The organism is Enterocloster citroniae (assembly GCF_040545455.1).
Classification (GTDB): domain Bacteria; phylum Bacillota; class Clostridia; order Lachnospirales; family Lachnospiraceae; genus Enterocloster; species Enterocloster citroniae.
In genome coordinates, this window is the sequence record NZ_JBEPLZ010000017.1 from 25,112 (window position 1) to 50,851 (window position 25,740).

The 25,740-nt window shown below is 48.3% G+C and carries 25 protein-coding genes; 3 read left to right on the plus strand and 22 right to left on the minus strand.

Annotation, left to right across the window (positions count from 1 at the left end):
* Positions 1 to 103 precede the first annotated feature (103 nt).
* From ABID13_RS19255 to ABID13_RS19305, 11 genes are all read right to left on the minus strand, one after another.
* Positions 104 to 730, minus strand: coding sequence for a regulatory protein RecX (locus ABID13_RS19255; RefSeq protein ID WP_045092740.1), 627 nt, complete (start codon positions 728 to 730; stop codon positions 104 to 106).
* The gene (recA, locus tag ABID13_RS19260) at positions 727 to 1,863 is read right to left on the minus strand and encodes a recombinase RecA (RefSeq protein WP_007861415.1); all 1,137 of its coding nucleotides are present in this window, start codon (positions 1,861 to 1,863) and stop codon (positions 727 to 729) included. The genes ABID13_RS19255 and recA overlap by 4 nt, the downstream gene beginning before the upstream one ends.
* A gap of 329 nt (positions 1,864 to 2,192) precedes the next feature.
* A complete protein-coding gene (locus ABID13_RS19265; RefSeq protein ID WP_007861416.1) occupies positions 2,193 to 3,236 on the minus strand; it encodes an acyltransferase family protein in 1,044 nt (347 codons plus the stop codon).
* Between the two features lie 329 nt (positions 3,237 to 3,565).
* The gene (locus ABID13_RS19270; RefSeq protein ID WP_007861419.1) at positions 3,566 to 4,735 is read right to left on the minus strand and encodes a ribose-phosphate pyrophosphokinase; all 1,170 of its coding nucleotides are present in this window, start codon (positions 4,733 to 4,735) and stop codon (positions 3,566 to 3,568) included.
* A 118-nt stretch (positions 4,736 to 4,853) separates the two neighbouring features.
* Complete coding sequence (locus tag ABID13_RS19275; RefSeq protein WP_048929674.1) at positions 4,854 to 5,834, minus strand: ATP-binding protein; 981 nt, start codon at positions 5,832 to 5,834, stop codon at positions 4,854 to 4,856.
* A gap of 15 nt (positions 5,835 to 5,849) precedes the next feature.
* Positions 5,850 to 7,301 carry a DnaD domain protein gene (locus ABID13_RS19280; protein WP_048929673.1) on the minus strand — a complete coding sequence of 484 codons (1,452 nt, stop codon included), beginning with the start codon at positions 7,299 to 7,301 and terminating at the stop codon, positions 5,850 to 5,852.
* A 350-nt stretch (positions 7,302 to 7,651) separates the two neighbouring features.
* Positions 7,652 to 9,037, minus strand: a complete 1,386-nt coding sequence (murC, locus tag ABID13_RS19285; protein WP_045092895.1) for a UDP-N-acetylmuramate--L-alanine ligase — start codon at positions 9,035 to 9,037, stop codon at positions 7,652 to 7,654.
* Positions 9,038 to 9,214: 177 nt separating this feature from the next.
* Entirely contained in the window at positions 9,215 to 9,712 is a 498-nt protein-coding gene (locus tag ABID13_RS19290; protein ID WP_007861423.1) for a QueT transporter family protein, read from the minus strand.
* 214 nt (positions 9,713 to 9,926) lie between these two features.
* The gene (locus ABID13_RS19295) at positions 9,927 to 11,048 is read right to left on the minus strand and encodes a tyrosine-type recombinase/integrase (RefSeq protein ID WP_048929672.1); all 1,122 of its coding nucleotides are present in this window, start codon (positions 11,046 to 11,048) and stop codon (positions 9,927 to 9,929) included.
* A 33-nt stretch (positions 11,049 to 11,081) separates the two neighbouring features.
* Positions 11,082 to 11,333, minus strand: coding sequence for a DUF6809 family protein (locus tag ABID13_RS19300; RefSeq protein WP_048929671.1), 252 nt, complete (start codon positions 11,331 to 11,333; stop codon positions 11,082 to 11,084).
* Positions 11,334 to 11,910: 577 nt separating this feature from the next.
* Entirely contained in the window at positions 11,911 to 12,183 is a 273-nt protein-coding gene (locus tag ABID13_RS19305) for a hypothetical protein (RefSeq protein WP_048929669.1), read from the minus strand.
* A 246-nt stretch (positions 12,184 to 12,429) separates the two neighbouring features.
* Here ABID13_RS19305 and ABID13_RS19310 point away from each other — a divergent pair, with 246 nt between their 5' ends.
* The 3 genes from ABID13_RS19310 to ABID13_RS19320 are packed head-to-tail and all read left to right on the plus strand — an operon-like array spanning position 12,430 to position 13,145.
* Entirely contained in the window at positions 12,430 to 12,639 is a 210-nt protein-coding gene (locus ABID13_RS19310; protein WP_048929668.1) for a helix-turn-helix domain-containing protein, read from the plus strand.
* A 21-nt stretch (positions 12,640 to 12,660) separates the two neighbouring features.
* The gene (locus ABID13_RS19315) at positions 12,661 to 12,870 is read left to right on the plus strand and encodes a hypothetical protein (protein ID WP_045092732.1); all 210 of its coding nucleotides are present in this window, start codon (positions 12,661 to 12,663) and stop codon (positions 12,868 to 12,870) included.
* Between the two features lie 2 nt (positions 12,871 to 12,872).
* Positions 12,873 to 13,145: a type II toxin-antitoxin system YafQ family toxin gene (locus tag ABID13_RS19320; protein ID WP_045092731.1), complete on the plus strand. Its 273-nt coding sequence runs from the start codon at positions 12,873 to 12,875 to the stop codon at positions 13,143 to 13,145.
* Between the two features lie 792 nt (positions 13,146 to 13,937).
* On the opposite strand, the gene ABID13_RS19325 is transcribed toward ABID13_RS19320, so the two are convergent.
* From ABID13_RS19325 to ABID13_RS19375, 11 genes are all read right to left on the minus strand, one after another.
* The gene (locus ABID13_RS19325) at positions 13,938 to 14,270 is read right to left on the minus strand and encodes a hypothetical protein (RefSeq protein ID WP_045092730.1); all 333 of its coding nucleotides are present in this window, start codon (positions 14,268 to 14,270) and stop codon (positions 13,938 to 13,940) included.
* Between the two features lie 189 nt (positions 14,271 to 14,459).
* Complete coding sequence (locus ABID13_RS19330) at positions 14,460 to 16,316, minus strand: bifunctional DNA primase/polymerase (protein ID WP_048929667.1); 1,857 nt, start codon at positions 16,314 to 16,316, stop codon at positions 14,460 to 14,462.
* Entirely contained in the window at positions 16,301 to 16,729 is a 429-nt protein-coding gene (locus ABID13_RS19335) for a hypothetical protein (RefSeq protein WP_048929666.1), read from the minus strand. The genes ABID13_RS19330 and ABID13_RS19335 overlap by 16 nt, the downstream gene beginning before the upstream one ends.
* 3 nt (positions 16,730 to 16,732) lie before the next feature.
* Positions 16,733 to 16,933 carry a hypothetical protein gene (locus ABID13_RS19340; RefSeq protein WP_048929665.1) on the minus strand — a complete coding sequence of 67 codons (201 nt, stop codon included), beginning with the start codon at positions 16,931 to 16,933 and terminating at the stop codon, positions 16,733 to 16,735.
* Between the two features lie 1,073 nt (positions 16,934 to 18,006).
* Positions 18,007 to 18,831 (minus strand): TrmH family RNA methyltransferase, encoded by an 825-nt coding sequence (locus ABID13_RS19345; protein WP_048929664.1) that lies wholly within the window; start codon positions 18,829 to 18,831, stop codon positions 18,007 to 18,009.
* Positions 18,832 to 18,872: 41 nt separating this feature from the next.
* Positions 18,873 to 19,724, minus strand: a complete 852-nt coding sequence (locus ABID13_RS19350; protein ID WP_007861425.1) for a sugar phosphate isomerase/epimerase family protein — start codon at positions 19,722 to 19,724, stop codon at positions 18,873 to 18,875.
* Positions 19,693 to 20,739, minus strand: a complete 1,047-nt coding sequence (locus tag ABID13_RS19355) for a LacI family DNA-binding transcriptional regulator (RefSeq protein WP_048929663.1) — start codon at positions 20,737 to 20,739, stop codon at positions 19,693 to 19,695. Before ABID13_RS19355 ends, ABID13_RS19350 begins: the two co-directional genes overlap by 32 nt.
* 35 nt (positions 20,740 to 20,774) lie before the next feature.
* Positions 20,775 to 22,373, minus strand: coding sequence for a glycoside hydrolase family 28 protein (locus ABID13_RS19360; RefSeq protein ID WP_048929662.1), 1,599 nt, complete (start codon positions 22,371 to 22,373; stop codon positions 20,775 to 20,777).
* A gap of 178 nt (positions 22,374 to 22,551) precedes the next feature.
* Positions 22,552 to 23,403, minus strand: coding sequence for a carbohydrate ABC transporter permease (locus tag ABID13_RS19365; RefSeq protein ID WP_048929661.1), 852 nt, complete (start codon positions 23,401 to 23,403; stop codon positions 22,552 to 22,554).
* A gap of 6 nt (positions 23,404 to 23,409) precedes the next feature.
* Entirely contained in the window at positions 23,410 to 24,303 is an 894-nt protein-coding gene (locus tag ABID13_RS19370; RefSeq protein WP_048929660.1) for a carbohydrate ABC transporter permease, read from the minus strand.
* Positions 24,304 to 24,383: 80 nt separating this feature from the next.
* Entirely contained in the window at positions 24,384 to 25,733 is a 1,350-nt protein-coding gene (locus ABID13_RS19375) for an ABC transporter substrate-binding protein (RefSeq protein ID WP_048929659.1), read from the minus strand.
* Positions 25,734 to 25,740: the final 7 nt, after the last annotated feature.

A 25,740-nucleotide genomic window follows, 5' to 3' on the forward strand; every position in this document is an offset into this window, starting at 1 on the left:
TTCATTGTACTAACTACAACGTATTAATTTTATACTTTTTTCAGAATTATGTCAAGTATCTTCCCTCTATTTTCCCGTTAATACAGTCAATATAGACAAATTTTCAGTCCTGCCAATTCTGGTCCATATGGTCCGTTAATTCCCGCATAACTCGGTTGATTATCTCATAAGAATACCCTTTTCTGCCTAAATAGGCAGATAATCGGCCCTTTTCCTCATATGAAATCTCTCTTTTCCCCCTCAAACGCTTGCACAAAAGCTGTCTGGCGCTTTCCTCATCATCCACTTTGGATTGTGAAAAAGCCTCCTCAATATACTCCTGGCACACTCCTTTTTGCTGCAGATCATAGACCAGCTGCCTGCGGCTCTTCTTCTCACCATAGGATCGGATATAGCTGTCTGCATAGTCCCTGTCATTAATAAAACCATACTCCTTCAGGAAATTCATGGCATAATCCACCGCATCTTCGGGGTATCCGCAATCGGAAAGCTTTTTTTTCATCCAGGATTCTGTCTTGCCTGAGGATTTAAGCAGATATAGGGCGCGCTCCTTAGCCCGCCCTAATAATACCTCATCCAGGATCCTGCGGTAAACCGCTTCCTCCAGTTCCTTTCCCTCTTCTATGCCAAACCGTTCCACCTCACCTCTGTATAAAACAAAGGCAAAGCCTTCCTCAAGGAAGACTTTGCTCTTTTTCTTATCTACAGGGGTGATGGATGTGACCATCATACCAGCCCGGGAGCATCTTCGGTCTTAGCTCCCTCCGGTGCCTTGGTCTTCAAGGTCTTGGCAGCTGCATTCTCAGCCGCCTCCATGGCTTCTTCGGCTCCCGGCAGCTCATATCTGGCCCTTACCTTTGCCTCCACCTCAGCCATCATGGCCGGGTTATCCGCCAGGTACTGCTTGGAGTTCTCACGGCCCTGTCCAATCTTGGCACCGCCGTAGGCAAACCAGGCACCGCTCTTCTCTATGATATTCTCCTTAACTGCCAGGTCCAGGATATCTCCTTCCTTGGAAATGCCCTTGCCAAACATGATATCAAATTCAGCTTCCTTAAACGGAGGCGCGATCTTATTCTTAACCACCTTTACCCGGACACGGTTGCCGGTCACTTCCCCGCCCTGCTTTAAGGTTTCGATCCTGCGCACATCCAGACGCACGGATGAGTAAAACTTCAGGGCACGTCCGCCAGTGGTGGTCTCCGGGTTGCCAAACATAACCCCTACCTTCTCACGGAGCTGGTTGATGAAAATAACAATACAGTTGGACTTGCTGATAACAGCAGTCAGCTTACGGAGGGCCTGGGACATCAGTCTTGCCTGGAGGCCAACATGGGAATCACCCATCTCTCCATCGATCTCCGCCTTGGGAACCAGGGCAGCCACGGAGTCCACGATCACAATATCAACGGCGCCGGAACGCACCATGGTCTCAGTGATCTCCAGGGCCTGCTCTCCGTTATCAGGCTGGGATATGTACAGGTTATCAATATCCACGCCGATATTCCTTGCGTACACGGGATCCAGGGCATGCTCCGCATCGATAAAGCCGGCAATACCTCCCCTCTTCTGAACCTCCGCCACCATGTGCAGCGCAACCGTGGTCTTACCGGAGGACTCCGGTCCGTAAACCTCTATGATCCTTCCCTTGGGAACACCGCCCAAGCCCAGGGCAATGTCCAGGCTGATGGAGCCGGTGGGAACTGTCTCGATATTCATATTAGCCCTGGAATCCCCCAGCTTCATCACGGATCCCTTGCCATATGCTTTCTCTATCTGTGTCAGGGCCGCATCAAGGGCCTTTAACTTCTCTTCTTTATTCATATCTCTGTTGATTATATTACTTTTCTCTTCTCTGGCCATCATATCCTCCAATGCGAACAAATGTTCTCTAACAGTTACAATCATAGTATAATTCAATGAAAATGTCAACCACTATTTTCCCGGGATTCCCCCTTTCCACGCTGTTCTTTCCTTGTGAGTACCGGGCGAACCGCCCCTTCACAGGTGCCTGTGCATGCACCCAACAGACCGCGCCGCGGCGCAGACCAAAGCTGTCGCAGGTAGATGCCTGCGGAAGTAGTTTTAGGATAGCATAGAAAGGAAGGTTTGGCAACAGGAAGGTTTGGCGGCAGGAAGGCAGCAGGGTTCCTCTGCCTGTCTGCATCCGCCTGTCCCTTTTGGCTCTCGCCTTAGCGGTTGCCGGAAAGAATGCGGTATAGTCCGGGTGAAAAGCGGGTCAGGACTTTTACCAGCAGGGTATTGATGGCTACCATCATAAGGGGCATGAAAAAGTAGGCAGCCAGCGCGGAGGCCGGGTGAGAAGGCAGGATCAGGGCTCCTGCCTTGTTAAAAAGGCGGACCCAGGCAAAGTGGATGGCATAGAGGAAAAAATTATGCTTCATCCACTCCCCGGCCAGGGGAAGGGGGAGAACCGCCAGGACGGACCAGACAGCGGCAACGCCCCATACCCGGTACAGGACGATCGCAAGAGCCCTGCCATGCAGAAGGCTTCCCGGAAGGGACAAAAAAATGAGCAAAAGCAGGGCAGAACCCAGGAGGGCAAACAGCTTTCCGGCGTGTGCCGGGCGTGCTTCAGCCCCTGCCCCCCATGCAGTGCGGTGAAGGCTTATATAGGCGGCAATGCAGAAATAGAACAGGGCATCCATGTTCAGGTGCGGAAAATCCCAGCCTTTCCACAGGGCAAAGGCGATCAGGAGCAGGGCCGCTCCCCCGGTCAGAGTCCGTCTGAAAACAGGATAGATAACAGGGGCCAGGGCAATGAGGATAAGGAGCTGGTACAAGTACCAGAATACGGGATTATAAGCGTAGTTTATAAGGGCATCCAGAAGGTTGGGCAGGTTAAAGGGAATGGGAGGTTTTCCTATGAGGCCGTGTATTGCCGGTATATGGGTGACTGCCACATACCCTGCATAATACAAAAAATTCCAAAGCAGATAGGGAATTAGGATGCTTTGAATGCGGGATCTCCATTTGGCGGCCAGAAGGGACCACTGAAAATTGCGGTAGAACAGATAGGAAGACACCATGAAAAAGCCGGGCACTGCGATCTGTCCCAGGTCTTCGCCCAGAATACGTTCCAGACGGCCCGCACGGGCAGCGGCCTCTGTGGCTCCCAGGTATAACTCTGCATTAAACGAATGCACCCATATGACAAGGATACTGAACAGAAATGTGATCCAGTAGATCCGGTTGCGAAACTGCCTGTCTTCCATAAAAGATATCCTCCCCTTGATAATGGTGTTCGCCAAAAATCTCCTGGCACTCAGATTTGAGAGATGGGTTTTTGTCGGTTGTACATAAATTTGTGAGGCGTACACGGTGTGTACGTTAAATCAATTTGTGTGCGGCCGGCGGGAAATCAGCCGCAAAGATGGGTGCCGGGGAAACTTCGATCGAACACAATGTACGCTCCCGAAAAAGAAAGACCGCTTCCCGGGACCTTACAGCCCTCATTACCGGAAAACGGCCTTTGGATCATTTGCGAACAGCAGGGTTCAGACACATACTGTGCTGTGTCGTCCACCGTACCTACGCTAAAGACCTAACTGCGGTACTGTGCCAGCAGCTTGTTGATCCTCTTGGTAGGTGTGAGCAGATCGCTTAATGAAGCATCATGATTCAGGTTGTCAATGATAAGGGCAATGTACTTGCTCATATCAACGTCAATGTAATACGGTCTTTCAAGCAGGTCAGGAGTCTGGTAAACCAGGTTGGTGGTCAGGATCCTGTCTATGATACCCTTTTCATAGTACTCGTCAAACTTGGTAAGCCCGCCGGTAAATAGACCAAAGGTAGCGCATACAAATACCTTTCTGGCTTTTCTGCGCTTCAGTTCCTTTGCAACATCCAGCACGCTTTCCCCTGATGAGATCATATCGTCAATGATCAGCACATCCTTGTTCTCCACGCTGGCTCCCAGGAACTCATGGGCCACGATTGGATTACGGCCATTGACGATTCTTGTGTAGTCACGGCGCTTATAGAACATACCCATATCCAGTCCCAGCATGTTGGCAAAGTACACGGCACGGCCCGTACCGCCCTCATCCGGGCTGATGACCATCATATGGTCGCTGTCGATTTGAAGATCGGTCTCATTTTTCAGAAGGTATTTTAAGAACTGATAAATCGGCTGAACCGTCTCAAATCCCCTGAGAGGAATGGCGTTCTGGACACGTGGGTCATGGGCGTCAAAGGTAATGATGTTCTCCACTCCCATGTTTACCAGTTCCTTAAGGGCCAGGGCACAGTCCAGGGACTCCCTGCCGGAGCGCTTGTGCTGTCTGCTCTCATATAAGAAAGGCATGATCACATTGATCCTGTGGGCCTTGCCCGCAGCGGCCGCGATCACACGCTTTAAATCCTGAAAATGGTCATCGGGAGACATATGGTTGGTCATTCCAAAAAGGGAATAGGTGAGACTGTAATTACATATGTCAACCATGATATACAGGTCATCCCCACGGATGGACTCAAGTACAAGCCCCTTGCCTTCGCCAGAGCCAAACCTGGGCGTAATCGCATTTATAATATAGGAATCCCTTTGATATCCTGAAAATGCAATCGTAGATTTGTGCTCGCTCTCCCGCTCCCGTCTCCAGTCTACCAGATAAGCATTTACCTTGTCCCCCAGTTCCGTACAGCTTTTCAGCGGAATCAGACCCAGCGGTCCTACCGGGATAGTCTCAATGATCTTTTCCTCATATAACATGGTTTTAATCCTCCTGTTTTAGCCGGCGGCCTCTTTGCCGGACCGGCATATACTTTTATACCATCATTCTCCATGGTTCGTCAAGGGCATATCCCTTAGGAATTACCATGTTTTGCGGTTATTTTTTTAACAGTCTGATATCCCCACCGTACAGCGGGATCATCCTGTACCCGCTCATGATCCTGGATGTCACCCTGTCCGTGTAGGAATCCCTTAAACGGGCCGGAGACAGATTGGTGGAAATAATCGTGGAGCGCTTCATGTTCATCCGCTCATTGATGCAGTAGAACAGCTGGGACGAGGTAAAGCTGTTGTTCAGCTCCGTACCCAGGTCATCGATGATCAGCAGGTCACAGTCCAGGATAAAGCGGTACATATCCCTCATATCCTCTGCATTTTCATAGTCAAACTTATTCCTGGAAAAAACCTCAAACAGGTCACTGGCGGTAAGGTAGACAACGGAATGGTACGTGTCCATCAGTTCCCTGGCAATACAGTTGGTGAGAAATGTCTTCCCCACCCCGGTGCTTCCTGTAAACAGAAGGTTCTCGTGCTGCTTGTCAAACTCCTTTACAAAATCCCGGCATTCCTTCACCACCCGTCTCATGTAGGCGGCATTGGTCATGCCGATCTGAGGAAGTATCTCCTTGTCATCATAGTATGCAAAGGACAGGGCTGAAAAATTCTCCCGCTCCAGAACATCCTCCAGATTGGACTGGTCATGGAGCAGCTTCATCTGGGCCTTGAGGAAACAGTGGCATTTCTTTCCGTCCACCAGGCCCGTGTCCCGGCAGTCAGGGCAGCGGTACTGTAGCTCCAGATAGTTGTCCGGATAACCTGCCGCCTTAATGATCAGAGCTTTCTGTTCCCGCAGATCCTGAAGATCCTCCCTCAGCTTGTCAAGAACGCCCGTCTCCCCCTCCAGCAGCTTCCTGGCGCAGGCCACGGAGCGGCCGGCGATCTCCGCCTCCAGTTCCTTGATCACAGGCAGCTTCCTGTAAATCTCCCGGCGGCGTTCCTCCAGCTGGTGGTGGTTCTCGATCTGCTGTCTTCCATATGCCCTCATGATTGCGTCATACTGGGAATTGCTAAGTGCCATTGTCTGTTCTCCTTACTATTGCTGCTGGCCTACCCATTCCTTTACCTGCTTTAACATCAGGGCATCGTAGTCCGTGTCCCTCTGTTCAAAATTATGGAACTGGTTGGGAGCTCCTTTTCTGGGACGGCTGCCCTGGGTGCTTACGCCTGTGTCATATTTCTGGAGGCGCTTGTCCCTGGCCTGGGCATTCTGCTCCTTGTCCGCCATGCGTTTGTGGTCCAGTTCCCTGATATCCCCCAGAACGCGGACTCCGGACTTCTTCCAGTCCGTGAGGATCTTATCCGCATACTGGAAGCTGGGGTTGTGGATCGCCGTGATGGTCCTGTCACAGGCCTCCAGCACGACCTCCCTGGTAAAGCCGTAATCCCTGAACCATTTATCCATTAGTTTCTGCTCCGGCGCGGCCGGCTTTCTGCTGTTGATTCCAAATGCCTTCATCACGGCAAAGGAATCCTTATTATAGGCGGATGAATAATCCTTGGCCTCCTGGGCCGTGCGGATCCCCTTTTCATGCCAGTTCCTGGCCACTGCCTCAATGTAACGCACTGAGGTATGGCCATTCTGTACACAGTATTCCACCAGGTACTCCAGCAATTCGCTTCCCATCCCCAGATCCTCATACAGGTAAGCGAACACTTGGCAGTCCCTTGGTGTAAAGACCTTATTCATATACTTCTGGGCAATGTAGAGAAGCTGGGAAAATTCCTCGTCCTGGGAAAGGCGGTTTACCTGTTCCGCTGAATACACAGGCGTGTCCCCGGCTTCCCGGACCTCAATTGTAGGTTCGCCTGAGGCCTGTCCCGCAGGGTTCTGCGCCATGGCATTCCGTCCCATAAGGTTCTGCCCTGTGGGATTCTGCCCCATGGGATTCTGTCCAGTGGAGTTTTGTCCCGCGTCATTCTGTCCCACGGAGTTCTGTTTCATACCGCTCTGTGCCGCGCTGCTCTGTGCCATGCTGCTCTGTGCCATGCTGCTCTGTACTATGCTGCTCTGTGCCATGCTGTTTTGTCCCGGGGGATTCTGTTCAGTGCAGCCCTGTCCCCGGCCATGTTGCTCACGGCCCACAGGATCATAGATCCCCTGTTCCCTTACAGCATATTCCCTTGCCCCCTGGTTCCTTAAAGGAGCTCCCCTTAAAGATCCATCCTTTAAACCGCGGTCACCGGCAGTCTGTCCGCTGGAGCTGGGCACTTCCCGGCACTCCGGGCAATCCCCCTGCCGCCCTTCCATGGCAGCCGTGATCACGCCCTGCTTTTCCCAGTATGAAAGCGCCCTCCGCACATCCGATTCCGTATGGTTAAGGGCGTCAGCTATCTGTTCTATGGTAATCTCTTCATCCTGATGGCGCAGCACATAGAGATATACCTTCACATATTCCCCGTTGGCAGCCGCCATATATTCATCAATAAACTCATGAGCCACCGCCGTGGACGGCACGCTCCATCTGTCCTTCAAATTCCCACCCATGTTCACCACTCCTTACTGCTGTCCGGCTCATTCCCCCTGCCCGCCGATACCGGGCTCCATGGAAAAAAGCCTGTCAAATACAGTGACAATGCCAATCAGGCGGCATATTCATATAATAACACATCCACTTACAAAAGAAAATAGGCGCATTTTTACACAATCCGACTTGTGGACATTGTGGATAATGTGGATAGATAGTGGACATAATTGTTCTCAGGCATGTCCAAATCCCCTTTTTTCCGTATAAATCCTGGAAATTCGGAATTGATTGACATTTTTTTATGTTAATCAAAGAATCCACATAGCTTCTTTACATAAAATGTTGAAAACTATGTGGATAATGTGGATAACTACTGCCCTAACAGCTTTTCCCCTACTTTTACAATGTCTCCGGCTCCCATAGTTATCAACAAATCACCGTTCATACAATTTTCCAAAATAAATGTTTCTATCTCATCAAAAGACGGGATATAATGGACCTCTGTGCCCAGCTTTTTGATCCGGTCCGCGATATCCCTGGAGCTCACTCCCAGGGTATCCGTCTCCCTGGCAGCATAGATATCCGCCAGGATCACCACATCCGCTGAGGAAAGGGTATCTGCAAACTGGTCTAAAAATGCCTTTGTCCTGGTATAGGTGTGGGGCTGGAACACACACCACAGCCTTTTGTGGGGATAATTCTTCGCAGCCGACAGCGTGGCCCTGATCTCCTGAGGATGATGTGCATAGTCATCAATGATGGTGACTCCGCCCACCTCACCTTTTTTCTCAAACCTTCTGTCCGTGCCCGTAAACTTTTTAAGGCCGGACATAACCGCATCAAATCCCACTCCCAGTTCCATGGCAACGGCAATGGCTGCAAGGGAATTATATACATTGTGTTCACCGGTCACTCCCAGTGTAATGCGATTAACGATCTCTCCCTGCACCACCAGGTCATAGGATGGCCTTGCGTATTCGTCATAGGATATATTCTGTGCCGTATAGGTGCTGGCAGCGTCCTTTCCAAAAGTCACCACCCGGCACTTTAAGCCCTTTGTTATCTCATCCACCGCCTCAATACCGCTGTTCACCACCAGAAGTCCGGCAGCCGGCAGCTTCTCAGCAAAGAGCCGGAAGGAATGGCGTATGTCCTGGATATCCTTAAAGAAGTCCAGGTGGTCTTCCTCAATATTCAGTATGACCTCCATGGTTGGGAAAAAGGACAGGAAACTGTTGGTATACTCACACGCCTCTGTCACAAAAAGCTCCGGCCCGCCCACCCGGATATTGCCTCCGATATCCTGAAGGATACCACCCACGGAAATGGTGGGATCCATGTCGCCTGCCAGCAGTATATCCGTGATCATGGATGTGGTGGTGGTCTTTCCATGGGTTCCGGACACAGCCACCGCCTGCTTATAGTTGCGCATCATCTCCCCCAGGAGTTCAGCCCTGGAAAGCATGGGAATCCCCTTTTCCTTTACCGCCATGAACTCAGGATTATCCTCATGGATGGCCGCCGTATACACCACCACATCAATCCCCGGCTCCTTCTCAATATTGGCAGCCCTCTGGCCGTAATACACCCTTGCCCCTCTATCCGTAAGGCGGTCTGTAAGCTCTGTCTCATGGGAATCAGAGCCAGTGACCGTAAACCCTTCTTCCAGAAGGATCTCGGCCAGGCCGCTCATGCTGATGCCTCCGATTCCTATAAAATGAACATGTTCTGGTTTGCTAAAATCTATCTGATACATAATAAATTGTCCTTCCCTGTGCCTTCCCGGCTGTCTTAAGCGCTGTCTGCACAAAAATATCTCTTCCTTATTATATCAAAAAAAAGCTGAAATGCTATAAGAAAAATGGAGAATTACCGGTTCCACGGCAATTCTCCATTATGGACTTTATTAAAATATATGGTGCGCAGGCAGCATTTATGCTGTCCTATGTCTAAAAACCAGGTCTTTATACCTGACCAGGGTGATGAGCAGGGCATTGCCAAGGACTCCGATTGCAAGGATCTCGCCGATCCCAACCGTTCCCATGGCCACAAGGATCAGGTCCTCTGAACCATAGGCATACCTGAGAACCCATGGAATGATAATGGTATTGGCCAAAATAGGCGGAATACACACAAACCACCTGTGCCTCCTCACATACCATGATCCTGCTGCTCCAATGAGTGTGGCCAGGCTTCCGAATACCACGTCCAGCGGCATGGCGCCGCAGAGCAGGTTGGAAAGCAGGCACCCCACAAACAGTCCCGGCACGGCAGCCGGCGTAAAGAACGGCAGTATGCACAATGCCTCCGCGATCCTGAACTGGACCGGGCCAAAGCTGATGGGCGCGAACACCATAGTGAGCACCACATAGATGGCTGCAATCATGGCCCCCTGGACCAGCATGTACAGCTTGGTGTTGTTTTCTCTCATATTCTGTTGTCTCCTTTAGTTTTGTTTTAGGTGTGGAAGGTCTCGAACACACCGGTCTGTGATTGCAGATCGTCCCTGAAATGCTGATAGGCGCCGGGAATCTGCGACCTTATTGCAGGGGATAGTTTAGCATATTAAGAGGGAAAATGCAAGCCGTACCCACAATTTACCCACAATGAAATTTTTGTATAGGAAAAGGGCCGTTTTCGTTCCTTTAAAATGCATTTGCTATCAATTCCATTTCCTCCGCTCTGGTTGTGGGCAGTACATGGGAATATAGATCCATGGTCATTGACAAGGTGGAATGTCCCAGGATAGTCTTTAACGTCTGTGGTTTCATTCCATTCTCTATGGCCCTTGTTGCGAATGTATGACGAAAACAGTGGGGAGTGAACCGCTCAAACGCTGTGCCATCTGCATTGATCCGCTTAACGATCCTGTCAATCTCATTTTGCAGCCGTTCCCTGCTTATTGGTGTGCCGTCTGGTAGGTGAAATATATATCCGTCCATCCGCAACACCTTTTCACCGTAAACCGTTTTCTGCCTGTCTATAATCATGACCATATCCTTAGTAAGAGGAATATCTCTCCTGGATGTGGCTGTTTTGGGTACATCCTCAAAAAATCCCTGACCTGACGCATATTTAAGTGTCCTCTGTATGTGTAATAAGTTGGCTGCCTTATCCACGTCTGACAGCTTCAATCCCCGTATTTCACCGCCTCTTAATCCCGTCCTGATTGCCAGGGCAAACAGGTTATATAAATAGCTGCCTTTGGCATACTCCATGAAAATATCCTGTTCCTCTTTCGTGAATATCCGGCGCTGTTTCTTTGGACTCCCTTTTGGCAAGGTTGCCATGGGGACCGGATTACGTTCTATCAACCCATTCTTCATTGCCTGTTTAAAGCACCCGTTAAGGATTGCTGATACTACCTTAATGCTTGAAAGTGCCATTCCCTTCTTTACCAGACCGTTATATAGTTTCTGTATATGCTCCCCCCTGATATCCACCAGTTTCTTTTTGCCCAAGCTTTCCTTTATGTATATATTGAAATAATCCGTATATGAAATAATCGTTCCGGCCTTAACCTGATTCTCCTTATACTGTTCCATCCAGGTCTTGAACCACTCCTCAACTGTAATCTTTGAACTAGCAATAAACTCTCCATGCTCCAGCTTATACCGCAGCTCTGTCATTTTCTTCTTTACTTCGGTAATGGTATCCCCATAAACGGAATAACTTTGATAATCCACCTTTACCCGGCCCTCATACTTCCCATTGGCCCTCTGCCGGATTCCCGGCGGCAGAGGCTTTCCATTCTTATCCACTGCCATGTGATCACACCCTTTCTATCCGTAGCCGGGGCGCTATTCCTGTCCCGGCCACTCCATACACTCCACCATGAAAGCAACCCCGTATTTAAAGCCGCTGATAAATCCGTACTCCTGACTACAACAGCTTATCTCCAGGCAGATTTCCGGTATCTCCTCAAAGCCCTCCCGATCCCTCAGGGGATTTTTGATCCGCTCGATCTCTCTATGTAATGGCTCCAGCGCCGCTGCGGTCTGTGTAAGTTCCCCATAAACCAGACCATATATTTCCTTTAATAATCTAATCATAATATCCCTTCTTTCTGAATTCTCATTTCTAACCTTTTATGTGGATAAATATGGCGTAGGTGTCCGGGGAATTTTCCCTTTACTCTCTGCCCCTCCGGGGATGTAGTTGCTGCATTCCTCGTGGTCATTTCAAGAACGCCATCCGCTGCATTAGTTATAATCTTCTACTTTTTGATTGCAAAGGGATAATTCTGTGCTATAATCAGAATATCCCTACTGCATTGGTGTGTGGTCGGGTATTGTTTTTTCAGCCCTGTGTGTTTGCCGACACATGGGGTTTTTAAATGCTCTATTGCGTTTTTTGCGTTTCTCTGCTCCAGGTGGGTATTTCTGCACCTTAAGCAGTTTAAATGGAAACTATCTGTTTTCGCCTGTACTGGACTTTGATAACAGACCATCAGCGCGCATAGCCTCCATCCGTTCTTTTGCCTGTCTCCGCTGTTCTTCCGAAACCTCCCGTGGTGGGCCAATCTTTACCCAACTGATAGGAACATGAGCAAATATACTGCCATCCTTATTCCTGGCCAAAAGTTCACATTCCCCCGGCCGCTCTGCCGCCAACTTTTCAATACGGGATTTAAACCTCCCTTGGGTGAGCGTGAGGGATGCCCATGTATTTCTGGTAAAGCTTAGGATGATCTGCTGCAAATGCCTTAGCATTAAATTTGTTACTGATAACAGCCTTAAACCTGACCATCCAGTCCCCTACCTCTGTTTCCTCCTGGCCCCTGGCCTGTAACTCCTTCTTGATATCCTCCTGCAGGATTTCCCTTTGCTTTTCAATGGCTTTCTTCTGGGCCTCCAGTGCCTTAAGTTCGCTGACTTTCTTAAGTAATGTTCTCTCTGACATATTGTGATCTCCTTTCCGTACAGCCCCTATCAGTCTTGCGTGTCTATTGCTTTTGGCTCACAGGTACGATTGATAGGTTTGTGGGGAATTGTCTGCCCCGGCTGCTTTTGTTTTCCTTTGATAATTACATTATACAGCAATCGCTAAATACTATCAAGCATTTTATTAATTTATTGCTTTACATTCTTGATTTATTGCTTGATTATATACAGCAAATAATGTATACTATCTTTAGGAGGTGTTTCTATGACCATTGAACAAAAAATTAATATGGCTTTATCTTACAAAGGTATAAGTCAAGCGGAATTGGCTCGTAAAATTGGTACTACCCCATCAAATCTTAATCAAAAAGTCAAACGCAACACATTAACAAAAGAAGAACTAGAAAATATAGCAAACTCTTTGGGCGCATCATACCGGGCAGAATTTATTTTTCCAGATGGAACCATAATATAATCTCAGGAAGGAGTATAAACCATGAGCAATAGAGACTTAGCCAAAAATCTGATAGACCAAATACCAGAAGGAAAGCTTGTTTTCATCATTCCATACCTTCAAGGAGCCGCCATACCAGATGAAACACCCAATGCGGAAACACTAGAGGCTTTTGCAGAGCTGGAGAATGGCGGCGGTCATATTTTTACCGGAAGCACTGAGGCGCTTATCAAGGAATTGATGGAGGACTGACTATGCTGGATGTACGGTATTCCACCAAATTCAAAAAGGACTTTAGAACCTGCATGAAACGCGGCCTTGATGCATCCCTATTCCAAAAGGCAGTTGATACTTTGAGGATTCCAGCTCCCTTACCGCCCAAAAATAAAGAGCATAATTTGTCTGGTAATTACTCTGGTTATCGGGAATGTCACTTGCAACCAGATTGGTTATTGATTTATCAGCAAACCGATACCGAACTACATTTACACAGAACCGGTACACATTCTGACCTGTTCGGAATGTAAACCATTGCAGCAGAACCATACCGGGACTGCTGCTTTTTCTTTGTCCTCTGCCTCTTTTTCCCATGTTCACAGCTGAAAAATCAGCCGCCAAATTACAAACCTGTTCCCCGGCTCCACGGTCACAACCAAATGGTTGCCAGCTCCATCCTGACTGTATCCTTCTGCCCTGCCTCTCACAGGCTCTACAGGCCACGTCCTGACCTTTTATGTCCTCTTCCCATACTTTTTATCGTTCAATCCACATACTTGAATGCGTGCGATACTATACCGAGCGCACGCTATTATTGTTCCGAACGTTCGCATGGAAAGCTGTGTATCCAGCGCACACCTTATAATATAGCGTTACCAATGGAGTACACTATAAGGCAGCGGAGTACTACAACGGAAACTCCCTTGTTTTCCCTGGTAATTGTGTTGTTTTGTAAACATTCGTTTCGTTTTGAAATCTTAGCAAATCTTAGCATTGTTAGCAAATGTTAGCGTTTGTTAACCTTGACAATTCCCAACATTCGTTGATCTGAGGAGAGCGGCATTTATGTTTGTTTTGTAACCGCGTTCCTTTATGGTAACCAGGTTGGGAATTATAAGTCTCTGCCTATTGCGGCATAGCGTCTTTCTGCCTTTTCTTCCATTTTTTTCCTCCTATTCAGCGAAACGAAACGCCCATTTTTTTCGCCCAAAACTAGCAACCCTATGCGCTCGGCGACCCGTATCGGGGTCTTGTCTCTGGAAGGACCCGTTTACCTAATAGATCAGAAACTTCACGCTCTGGGAATAGTCACATTCATCAGCCTATGGATGGGCCTCTTTCTTTGCCATTTCTACGTCTATGTATAATGCTCTCATAGGATACTTACCATAATCGCTGCCGTTGAAGATGTTCTCCAGTTCGTCCATTTCAAAATCCCCCAGGACTTCCGATATCCCACAGACAGTGAAGCCTTGCTGCCTTACCTCTGTCCGTATCCTGGTGACTATCTCCATATCATCCTCCATGCATTCCGGCGGCGTGATGGTCTGCATTGGCTTATGGAAGTGATTCCCCCGGTTGTCGCAGTAATCTACCATTAAGTTTCTGGTTAAAATCGGTATCCCTATTGATTCAAATAATTTGGTCAATATCATGTGCCTCTCCTCTCTTTACTCTGCCATTCTCATATACCCACAGGCTTCGTGCGTGAGTACGGCAAAAACCCTTATTTTATGCGGCCTGCCCGTACTCACGCAGGTGCAGGAGTACGGAATGGCGTACTCCCATACTCACGCAAGGTGCAGGAGTACGGTAAAACCCTTATAAATACTATATTTTTTACCCTACTCACGCACGGTTCCACTGGGTATAGGATTGGTCAGCTTACAGTAATGGACCTTAGGTTTAAAACCTCTGCTGAAATAGACTATCTGCCCATCTTTTTTCAACTCTGCCTTGGCCCTCTCCAGCGTCCCCTTAGAAATCCCCATAGCCTTCATCATACCATCCAAATCCGCCGTTTCCTTCTCCCCATCCTTCAGATAGTCCAGTATGAAAGCTTTGGCATCCTCACGTGCCGGGGCCTGATACGTGGCCGCCGCTGCCGTCACATAGTCTTTGTCCTTCTTATCCGTATAACCCTCAAACTCCACCTTCCCGGAATCCAGACGAAAAAGGACTGTCTGAGCCAGTGGGCCGTAATTGCTTTTCTCCTGGGATATGTAGCGTAGGCCGTCATTGGCCTCCCCGGCAATCAGAACGCTTCTGGCAATGTCCCATATATCAGCGCTGTCTGCTATGCGTTTACGTCCCCATAACCCTGCCTGCTTATTGGTATGGACAATAATAATAAAGGTTGTCCCGTACTTCTCTCCTAGGCCAATCAAAGGGTTTAAACACGCCCTCATGGCATTCCTCTGCCCCATCTGGATATCAGGCGGCACATAACTCTGTAAAGGGTCAAATATAACCCGTTCCGGCCTATGCTCCTTTATTAAATCCTCCAACAAGGGGGCATTAAACTTAATCTCCGGGAACCGTTCATCTGCTAAATCCAAAGATAAAACATTTTCCAGTTTTGCCCCAGATCTCCGCAGCCTCCCCTTTAAGGTATACTCTGCTGAATCCTCAGAGGAAAAGAACATTACCCGCCCCGGTACACAATTCTTTGCGAAGGGGTTATCCTGATTAAGGAAGCACTGCCCGCCACTGCTCACCGCCGCAGCAATAGAACACCAAACCGTGGTTTTGCCTGAACCGCCATCCCCGGCCAGGACTGTTATCTGTCCTCTGGGTATGTAGTCTGTCACCTGCCATTCCGGTTCCTTTTCTTCAACGGTATCCATAGATACCAGATTCACGAGCCCCTTCTTGATGATCGGCTGGAAACTCCGTGTCTTATGATCGTAAGTAGCTGTATACGGGGCCGTTCCCTTTTGATAGCGTGTAAGCGCAGGGAATACCTCTTTCTTCAATTCCTTTTCCGTAAGAGGCGGCACACATTTGGCCTCGTTCTCGGCCCTCACAGCCGCCATGATAGCATCATCTGAAAGCCCTTTTGCCTGTTGGCTGCATACCAGTTTGACCATTGTCGTTGTCCGTTGTCCGTCCGGTATCTGCTCCGGTATTTCAAAAGGGATTGTCTCCGGATCCTTCATTACAGGGCCTACAAGAAAATCAAATACCGCTCCGCTCGCCTCTGCCAGTGGATACAACATGGGGTCCTGTTCCCATTCATAAGTATTCCCGTTTGGGTGTATGCTAGGAGGCGCCACAACATAACCGCCATCCCCTCTTATATCTATTCCCTCATAAATCCCCGTGCGATTCCTGACAGTGGATGTATCATGGTAAAAATAGTGGTATCCACCGCGGCCAGTTATCGCCAGCCACGTGCTGTTCGGTAGTTTCTCATGCTCTGCTTCCCACTCCCGAAGCGTTACACGGCCATCTATTCCCTTATCCTTATCCTTATCCACATCCAGATCAATCACCACAAGCCCACCCGAAACGGCTCCTGTGGCTATTCCAATGTTTGCCGTAGGCCAGCGGCTCCACCAGCTTTCAATCTGCGCCGGATCCTTAGAGGCATCCTTCAGCCCATGATCTGTAAGCGGCTGTTTGCTCCTGGGCTTAATAGGAAATACCGCCATTCCCATTCCTGCATAGTGTAACGCCCACTGCTTCATGTTTCCTTCCATTCGTCTATCTCCATTTCGGCAGAGGTGCCCCACTGCCGCAGCAGCTCCCTGGCTGACTTTAAAGCCATTAACGTATTCTTACCCCGGCTCTCTAATGTTTTTATAAATGCTCTAACCTCCCGGACGTTCCCCGGCAGGAAATAACCGCCGTCCTCCTGACAGGCGAAGATGATCACGGCCCCGGCTGCCCTCTCCCTGGCAATCTCCTTTTGCAGTTCCCGGACTGTCTCAAGCCCTAAACGGCTACATAGCGCCTCTGCGCTTACAGCATTTTCTTTTCCACTAGGGAGTACGTCCGCAACGATCAGCCGTAATCTCTTCTTATTTACAGGTTCCACGGTTGCCGCCGCTCCCTGAACTGGTGTATGGTCCTGATACTCTTCTTTCAGCCCTGTACTGTTTCTTTTATCCATGGCTTATACCCCCGTAAGGTCATTAATGTACTGATCAATCTTAACCTTGTCCCACAGAACACGCTTTCCTATTTTTACCTTTGCGCCGATCTCCTCCCCCAGCTTCATTGCATTGTTGCGCCCCAGGTTAGTGTAGGCCCTTAATTCCTCCGTGTCCATAAGGCGGCTTTCTCCTGCTACTGTGTTCATTGCTCTTGCTCTCATTGTGTTGGCTCCTTTCGTTCATTTAAGATGGTTTAATCAAATGTAATTGGCCTACAGGAATATTATAGCAAACACACATTCTCGAAAAATGATGATATTTTCATAGAAATTTAATAATTCATGTCAATATAAGTATTTTCATTCTCATATATGCACAAATATATCCATATTTGCATGTAGTGCAATTTTCTCTTAATTCCCCTCCTGCAAATTAATTTTTTATTAATTTTATAAATTTTTTACAAACTCTTATATGCTTATTTTACCCACTCTGTACCCACACAATGATAAATCCCCCTAACCAAAGACAACAAGAAACGCCACGGAAATACTGATTCCCAGTACCCCATGGCGCATGATAAACCGCTATAAATAAGTAGTGTTTGAAGTTTTGTTTTAGGTGTGGAAGGTCTCGAACACACCGGTCTGTGATTGCAGATCGTCCCTGAAATGCTGATAGGCGCCGGGAATCTGCGACCTTATTGCAGGGGATAGTTTAGCATATTTTTAGAGAAAACGCAAGCCGTACCACATTTTTACCCCATTAAGCATTTTTATCCTCATTTTTATCAAATATCATCAAATATCTGCCCAAGTATTTTCTCAAGTATTCTCTCCTGGAAAAAGGGGCCGGTTTCCCGGCCCCTAAAATGCGTTCGCCATCATTCATCTCCCAGCCCTGGTTGTCAGGAGTATATGGGGGAAATATTCAGATGCCGCCAATGAAAGATCCCTTGACTGTCCATTCCATTCATTTGGTTGATTGAATAAAATATTCCTTCCTGTTCCCCATTCATATCTGTAAATGAGTAATGGGACGCACTATTGGTCAATCCATTCTGGTTTAACAGGGAATATTCCCTTTTGTTATAATCCACAGTGTACCTCTCTTTCAGCTATTCACATGTTTAAGCCTATGATGTCCATTTTCCTGCCCTGTGATGCATTGAAAACCAAAACACGGTACACGTATCTTATTATCCTGACAAAAAACAGAGCGTACTAAAACCATAAGTTCTGGCGCGCTCTAATAAAAAAATTCTTATCCTATAGACTCCCTCCATCCCCGCCCGTCACCTACGTCCCAGCTGCCAAAATGCAACCGCGCTTGCCGCCGCCACATTTAAGGAATCCACACCATGGGACATGGGGATACGGACCGTGTAATCGCAGTCGGCAATGGTTCCCGCCGACAGTCCGTCCCCTTCTGTCCCCAGAATAATGGCCAGCTTTTCCTCCCGCATCAACTTCGTATCATCAATGGTGACGGAATCATCCTTTAATGCCATTGCGGCAGTTTTAAATCCCAGTTCATGTAACCGGCGGACCCCCTGCCCCGGCCAGGAATACCCGCTGTCCAGAAACGTCCATGGGATCTGGAACACGGTCCCCATACTCACCCTGATGGCGCGGCGGTACAAAGGGTTGCTGCATGCGGATGTGAGCAGGATCCCATCCATATTCAGTGCCGCGGCCGAACGGAATATAGCCCCCACATTGGTGGGATTCATAACATTTTCCAGCACCGCGATCCGGCGTGCCCCAGCGCAGACCTCCTCAAGCTTTGGCAGAGGCGGGCGATGCATTGCGCACAGCATTCCCCGGGTCAGATGAAAGCCGGTAAGCTGTGTCAATACATCAAACTCCGCCGCGTACACAGGAATCTCACCGCAACGCCTGATGATCTCTTGGGCCTGGCTCTCCACGTGTTTCATCTCCATCAGCATGGAAATGGGAACGCAGCCCGCGTCCAGGGCGCGTTCTATGACCTTGGGGCTTTCCGCAATAAAGATCCCCTTGTCCGGCTCGTGCCGGTTTAAAAGCTGCCCTTCTGTAAGCCGGGCATAAATGTCAAGCTCCGGGGCGGCAAAATCCGTTATCTCGATTATATTTGGCATATGTAAACTCCTGCTCTTGTAACCGGCTTTGTTCTCCCGAATCAGATGTTGCCATATATTCTTTGAAGAAATTCCACGTCTTTCCAAAACCGTTCCCTGCTGGAATTCTCCAGCAGCATGGTAATATGCGGCTTCATCTCTTTCACCCGTTCCATTAACGGCGGATAACAGAACAGGCCTTCTCCCACATGGCGGAACAGCTGATCTTCCCCATCAAATACAAAATCTTTTACATGAAGAACGCTGATCCTGTCACCATAATATGAGAACGCCCTGTCAATGACCTGCTTTTGCTGTTCGGGCCTCACCTGATCCGGATGGATCAGGTTCACTGCGTCCAGGATCACCTCCACATTGGGAGAATCTATATCTTCCAGAAAGCGCTTCATCCTGGCCGGGCTGTAAAGAGTGTGGTTAAACACGCCCTCCACTCCCACTATAACTCCCAGCTTTTCAGCTGCAGAAACAATTTCCTTCATACTTTTTAAAAGAAGCCGGTATGCATCCTCTGTATAAGTTTCACCAGTGACATTAAAATCCGGGTCCAGGCGCCCGGTCTCCGTCCCAACCATATCGGCGCCCAGAATACGGGCATATTTCAAATGCTCGATAAAGCGCGCCACTTCCGCTTTCCGCCGGGCCTCAATGGGATTCACCGGATTAATGTAGCACCCCAGTACAGCCACATGCAGATGGTTCCTTTCCAGTTCCGAGGCAATATAGCGGGCAAACCCAGGGCTATAATGTCCTGTGGTAAAATCGTAATTGCTCACCGACTTTGAAAAAGCCAGCTGGATCTGATGTATGTGATTGTCCCTAACTTCTTCAAACACCCTTTCCATCTCCATTTTAGGACATAGATCATGGCATCTCATGCCTATGTTCAGTTTCATTCTCCCACCTCTCATTCCTTACCGTATCATTCAGGTTCCTGACAGTATCCCTGATAATCAGTTTATTATTCAGATAGATCCTGCGGTTATCTATGATCCCATCATCCAGCTGGCGCAGAAGCACTCTGGCCCCTTCTTTGGCAATCTGTCCCATATTACGCTCCACCGTGGTCAGGCGCATATCCGAGTACCCTGACATATCCCAATTATCAAACCCAATGAGGGACACATCGCCAGGCACCTCAAGCCCGGCCTGTGTTATGGCGGTTCTGGCCCCGAAGGCCATCTCGTCATTAAAACAAAGCATGGCCGTAGGTTTATAGGCCAGCAGCTGACTTGCCGCAGCATATCCACTGGCATATCGGTAATTTCCACAGATAACCGGAAGGCTGTCAGGATTCATTCCATGGCGTTTCACAGAAGCGCGCCAGCCCTGCCGGCGCAGTCTGCTGGAATCCAGTTCCGGATTGCCTTCAATGATCCCAATATTCCTGTGCCCGTTCTCAATCAGGTAATCCATGGCAAGTTCCATGGCCCGTTCCTCGTCTGTTGTCACATTGGGAGCATCCACATCAACGGTACGGCAGATCACAACCATGGGAATACCTTTGCCCAGAACTTCCTGCATAAAATCCATATCCTCACTGCGCTGGGACAGAACAATGATCCCATCATAAAATGTGGGGTTTAAGGTGCCTGTATCATGCATATCAATACCCTTTACCACTACATTATATTTGCTCCCTGTAATCTGATAAACTCCTGTCAGCACATCATGCAATACAAATGGGGACGTCATCTTACTGATCGCGGAAAAATACAACCCTATGACATAGGATCTGGATTTTTTCAGATTAATGGCTGCCTGGTTCGGCACATACCCCATCTCCCTGGCAATACGAAGGATGTTCTTCTTATTCTCCGTATTCTCTGTCCCTATGCCGTTTAGCGCCCTTGATACCGTTGAATAGGATACTCCTGCCCTTTTGGCGATATCCTTGATCGTCACTGCCATATTAACCCCCGTTTTGATAACCCTCCGTTATCCCATTATCTTTTATCTATATGTCCTATATGTTCCGTCTCAATCTCCGGCCCCAGCTGCCCCTCTATCTTCACATTCCGAAGAACCAGCTCTTCTATATTATTTGCATAGATCCCCTGGCGGCAGGTCTGCTCACTGCAGCCCTCCATCATGGCCGGCTGTCCCTTCTGCGCATCCGGTGTAAAGCTTATGGAGACGCGTTCCATCTCCACCTTTCCTATCTTCCGCTCAGGAAGACCGTACAGATAGGCGGCCGCCACATGGCAGTTCACCGCCTCTATATCCCGAAATGTAAGATGCTTGATCCATGGGGTCCTGTCATCCACAGGAAGCCTCTCCTTTGTCCTTACATACTCACTGTTTCCGTCCGGATCACAGTAATAAAAGCTGTTGATCACAAACGGCGTCTTCACTTGATCCATGTGGATACGCTCAAACAGGATACCATCCACCACAGCATTTTTCCCTCTGCCCCTGCGGGTTTTAATGCGCAGCCCCCGGTCCGTATGCCGGAATACACAGTCCCTGACCGTCAGGTTCTTAACTCCCCCCGCCATCTCACTTCCTATGGTAACTGAACCGTGTCCGTCCCTCATGCAGCATCTTGATACAACAATGTCCTCCGAAGGTCTTTTGTAAGTGGTTCCCATATAAATCTTACCGGATTTGACAGCAATACAGTCATCTCCCACTGAAAAACAGATCCCTGTGATCTCCACATCCCTGCAGGATTCCGGGTCCAAACCATCTGTATTAGGCGAGTCCTTAGGGCTCAATACCCTAAGATCCAGGAATTTTAAATGCTCTGAAAAATAAGGGTGTATATTCCAGCTGGGGCTGTTGCGCAGAGTGAGTCCCTGTATAACCACATGCTTACACCGTTCCAGAAAAATCATCCGCGGCCGAAAAGCTGTTTTCATCTTTTTGGGATCGTGCCACCAGTTTTCTTCACCGAATCCTGCATTTCCTTCAATCACTCCCCTGCCATAGATGACGGCATTTTCTATATTAATGCCCGTGACCACTGCTGAAAACATGGGCAGAGGATCCCCCTCCCATGTTCCCAGATTGTATTCATCTTTACCATCAAAGCTTTTGATCATCCCTTTCAATACCGGGAACCTGGATCTGTCTGTATCAGCAGACAAAACCGCCCCTTTTTCCAACTCAATCTTCACATTATCTTTTAGAAACAGTGATACAATACGGTAAGTACCTGCCGGTACCAGTACCCGGCTGTCCTTTGGGCAGGCCATGACGGCAGACTGAATAAACAGCGTGTCATCCTGTATCCCATCTCCTTTGGCACCGAAATCCCGCACATTCAGCGTCACAAATTCCCAGTCCGTTGTGAATCCTGCCTCAGCGCAAAACGCAGTATCTTCCTGTGCATCCGCTCTGTCCCCAAACGCCGCGCGCCGGATTTCCACCTTATAAAATGTCTCCGGTTCTAGATCATACAGGCTTGTTATGGTCCTTTCTGTTTCCAAAAAAAATTCCCCATTAAGGAAAATATCGTAGGGTTCCAGGGTCTCGTATGCTCCTCCATCCCCTATCTCCAGCACGGCACAGCGCGCATTTTTGTAAATCACCTTTAGTTCCATAGATCCAGACTCCTTTCAAAATATTTTAGCACAATCCAGGCGTAAAGTATATACGGTTCATATACAGTAATAGCGGGGACCCCTGACCGGAGTTCCCCACTATTACAGAAATTATAAGTCCGTTTTGGCACCGTTTTCACATCGGACGTCCTGAGCAGTTATAATTTTCCGATTTTTCTCAGCCTTTAACTCCCCCTGCGGCAATACCGTCAATAAAGGAATCCTGGGCACAGAAAAATACGATCAGGGACGGAAGTATGGAAATGAGGGACATGGCCAGGATACGATTCCACTGGAATCCCACATCTCCGTCCATGGACATGCGTAGGTATACGGAATTAGTATACTTCTGCATGTCGGAAATATAGATCAACGGTCCCTGGAAATCATTGTTCGTCCACATGAACTGGAACAATGCGCAGGACACAAGGGACGGCTTCAGCATAGGTACGATCACATACCACAAGGTTTTTAATGTATTGCACCCGTCAATCTTCGCGGCCTCCTCCAGTTCCTTTGGCACTCCTCTCAGGAACTGGATCAGCATGAACACAAAATATGTGTCAACTGCAAACAGTGAGGGCAGGACCAGGGGAAGGTAGGTGTTAACCCAGTTCCATTTATTAAACATGATGTACTGGGGTGCGTTCAACACTACCTGGGGAAGGAACAGGGTAGACATCATCAGGGCAAAAAATATCTTCTTTCCTTTGAAGTCAAACCTTCCAAATCCGTATGCTGCAATCACAGCGGAAAACACTGTAAAGATCACCTTGGGGATTACAATCTTATATGTATTGATCAGGGAAGTGATCAGGCTTATCTTACCGCCGTAACTTTTAAACGCATTATTATAACCGTCAAACACAGGATTCTTGGGAATAAACCATGCGCTGGTGAATATCTCGGAATTAGTCTTAAAGGTAGCGCCCACCATCCAGATCAACGGATATACCATAATGAAACCAACCAGGATTAAAAGAGTATAACGGATCATTGTACTGATTTTATGTTTTGTCTCTCTTGTCATCAGGCCCTACCTACCTTCCTCATCTGAATAATAGACCCACTTTTTCTGGCTTATGAATGCAACCGCGGTCAAAGTCATAACAATCAGGAACAGGATCCATGCCTGGGCACTTGCCATGCCCATCTTATGACGCAGGAATGCATTATTGTAAATCAGCATTGAAATCAGGGTCGTGGCTCCGTTCGGTCCTCCTTTTGTCACCAGGAACGGAGCGTTAAATTCCTGGAACGCCTGGCAGAGCTGTGTGATCAGGTTATAAAAGATAACCGGCGTGATCAGCGGCACAGTGATCTTAAAAAACTGAGTCCATTTTCCGGCCCCGTCAATGGAAGCAGCCTCATAGAGGTCCTCCGACACACCTTTTAATGCTGCCAGAAATATTACCATGGCAGAGCCAAACTGCCACACACGCAAAAGCACGATCACAAATAGAGCGCTGTTTGCTCCGGCCATCCAGTTGATCTTAGGACCGCCGAAAAATGCGATTACCGTGTTGATCAAACCATCTGTATTGAACACGGCCCTCCACAGGATAGCGATGGCAATGGAACCGCCCAGAATGGAGGGGATATAGTAAGCTGTCCTGAAAAAATTAACGCCTTTCAGCTTAAAGTTCAGAATATAGGCAATAAACAGTGCAAAGGCCAGCTTCAGGGGTACATCAAATATGGCATACTTAAAGGTAACCGCAAATGCTTTGATAATATCTTCATCAGTAAATATCTTTTCGTAATTCATGAGCCCTGTCTTTGTTATGCCGTTAAACAAGTCGTAGTTAGTGAAGCTGTAATACAGCGAAGATGCAAACGGATACACCTTGAACAAAAGAAATCCAACCAGCCACGGGAGAATATAAATCAGGCCGATGTTCATTGCCAGGAATCCTTTCTTGTTTTTCATACGGTTACCTCCAAATGTTCTTGTTCAAAAAGCCTTTTTGCTTTTACACAGGCAGCATGCCTGCTGCAACCCCCATACTGTTAGTAATTGTAACAGTCATCAATGCCTTTCATCAGATCCTCTGCGGCTTTGGCCGAACTGATGTCGCCTGCGCTTAACTTGCCGAACACTTTATAATATACTCCGTCCGGATTGGCTTTTAAGTCATTGTGTTCAAACATGGGATCCAGGGGGAATTTGGAATATCCCAAAACCTTTTCATTGGCTTCCATAACAAGGGCGTCACCGATCCCTTTATCTTTGAGCACTGCCATCCCCTGGGCTGAACAGGGGATTCCTCGCTCAGTACCGCAAATTTCAATGCCTTCTTCATCATTTAACAGATAATTTATCAGCATAGCCGCTTCCTTCGGATGGGCTGAATTGGCGGATACTGCCAGAGCCATGGAAATCTTGGTGAAACCGCCATTGTAATCGCCAAACTTAATAAAATCACCGATCACCAGTTCCTGTCCGGGCTTGTCAGTGCTCTCCACAATTGCCTTCTGAACTTTGGTAACTGCCGAGTCCCACTCAAACACGCCCGCATACTGGCCGTTAATAACCTTTGCATTCTTATCCAGAGAATCAGCCATATCGCCCTGAAGCGTGGCAATGGTCGGGATAACATGAGCTTCCTCCAGCTTTGTCATGAAATCCATAGCTGACTGGATCTCTTCCGCCGTATACTGAAGCTCTCCATTCTCAACCCAGGGCTTCCCATATACGCTTTCCAGATAATACACCATAAAAATAGCGCGGTCATATTCCATCATGGCCAAAGGATAGTAACCCTCATTAAATGCCTTGAACTTTGCTCCCGCCTCTAAAAGAGAAGCTTCATCCACAGGGATATCACATCCAACCTCATCAAATGTGGTTTTATTCCAGTAGAACAAACGCCCTGTCATCGCTACCGGCACAGCCATCAGCTTGCCATCGGCCTTGCACTGCTCCAGACTGCCCTGGTCAAACTGTGCCAGATCCAGGATCTCACTGTAATCTTCCAGATTGGCAAAGTTGGTACCATTGCCGCTGTAAGAGGTAATCCAGTTCCAGTTGATCTGCATCACATCAGCAGCATTGCCTCCCTGGATTGCCAGAGACTGTTTCTCCTCCCATCCGGTCCATGCGCCATACTCGCACTCCACCTTAATATTCGGATACTTGACCATGAATGCCTCCACAGCCTTTTCAGTGGCTTCATGCCTGGAATCGCCTCCCCACCAGCAAAACTTAAGGGTTACTTCTCCGTCTGACGCCGCACCGCTTTCAGCTACCGCCTGACTTGTTCCCTCCTTGGAGCCGCCTCCATTCCCGCAGGCTGCAAGAGATAATACCATTGCTGCCGCCAGAGCCAGTGATACTGCCTTTTTCATTCTTTTCTTCATTCTTTTT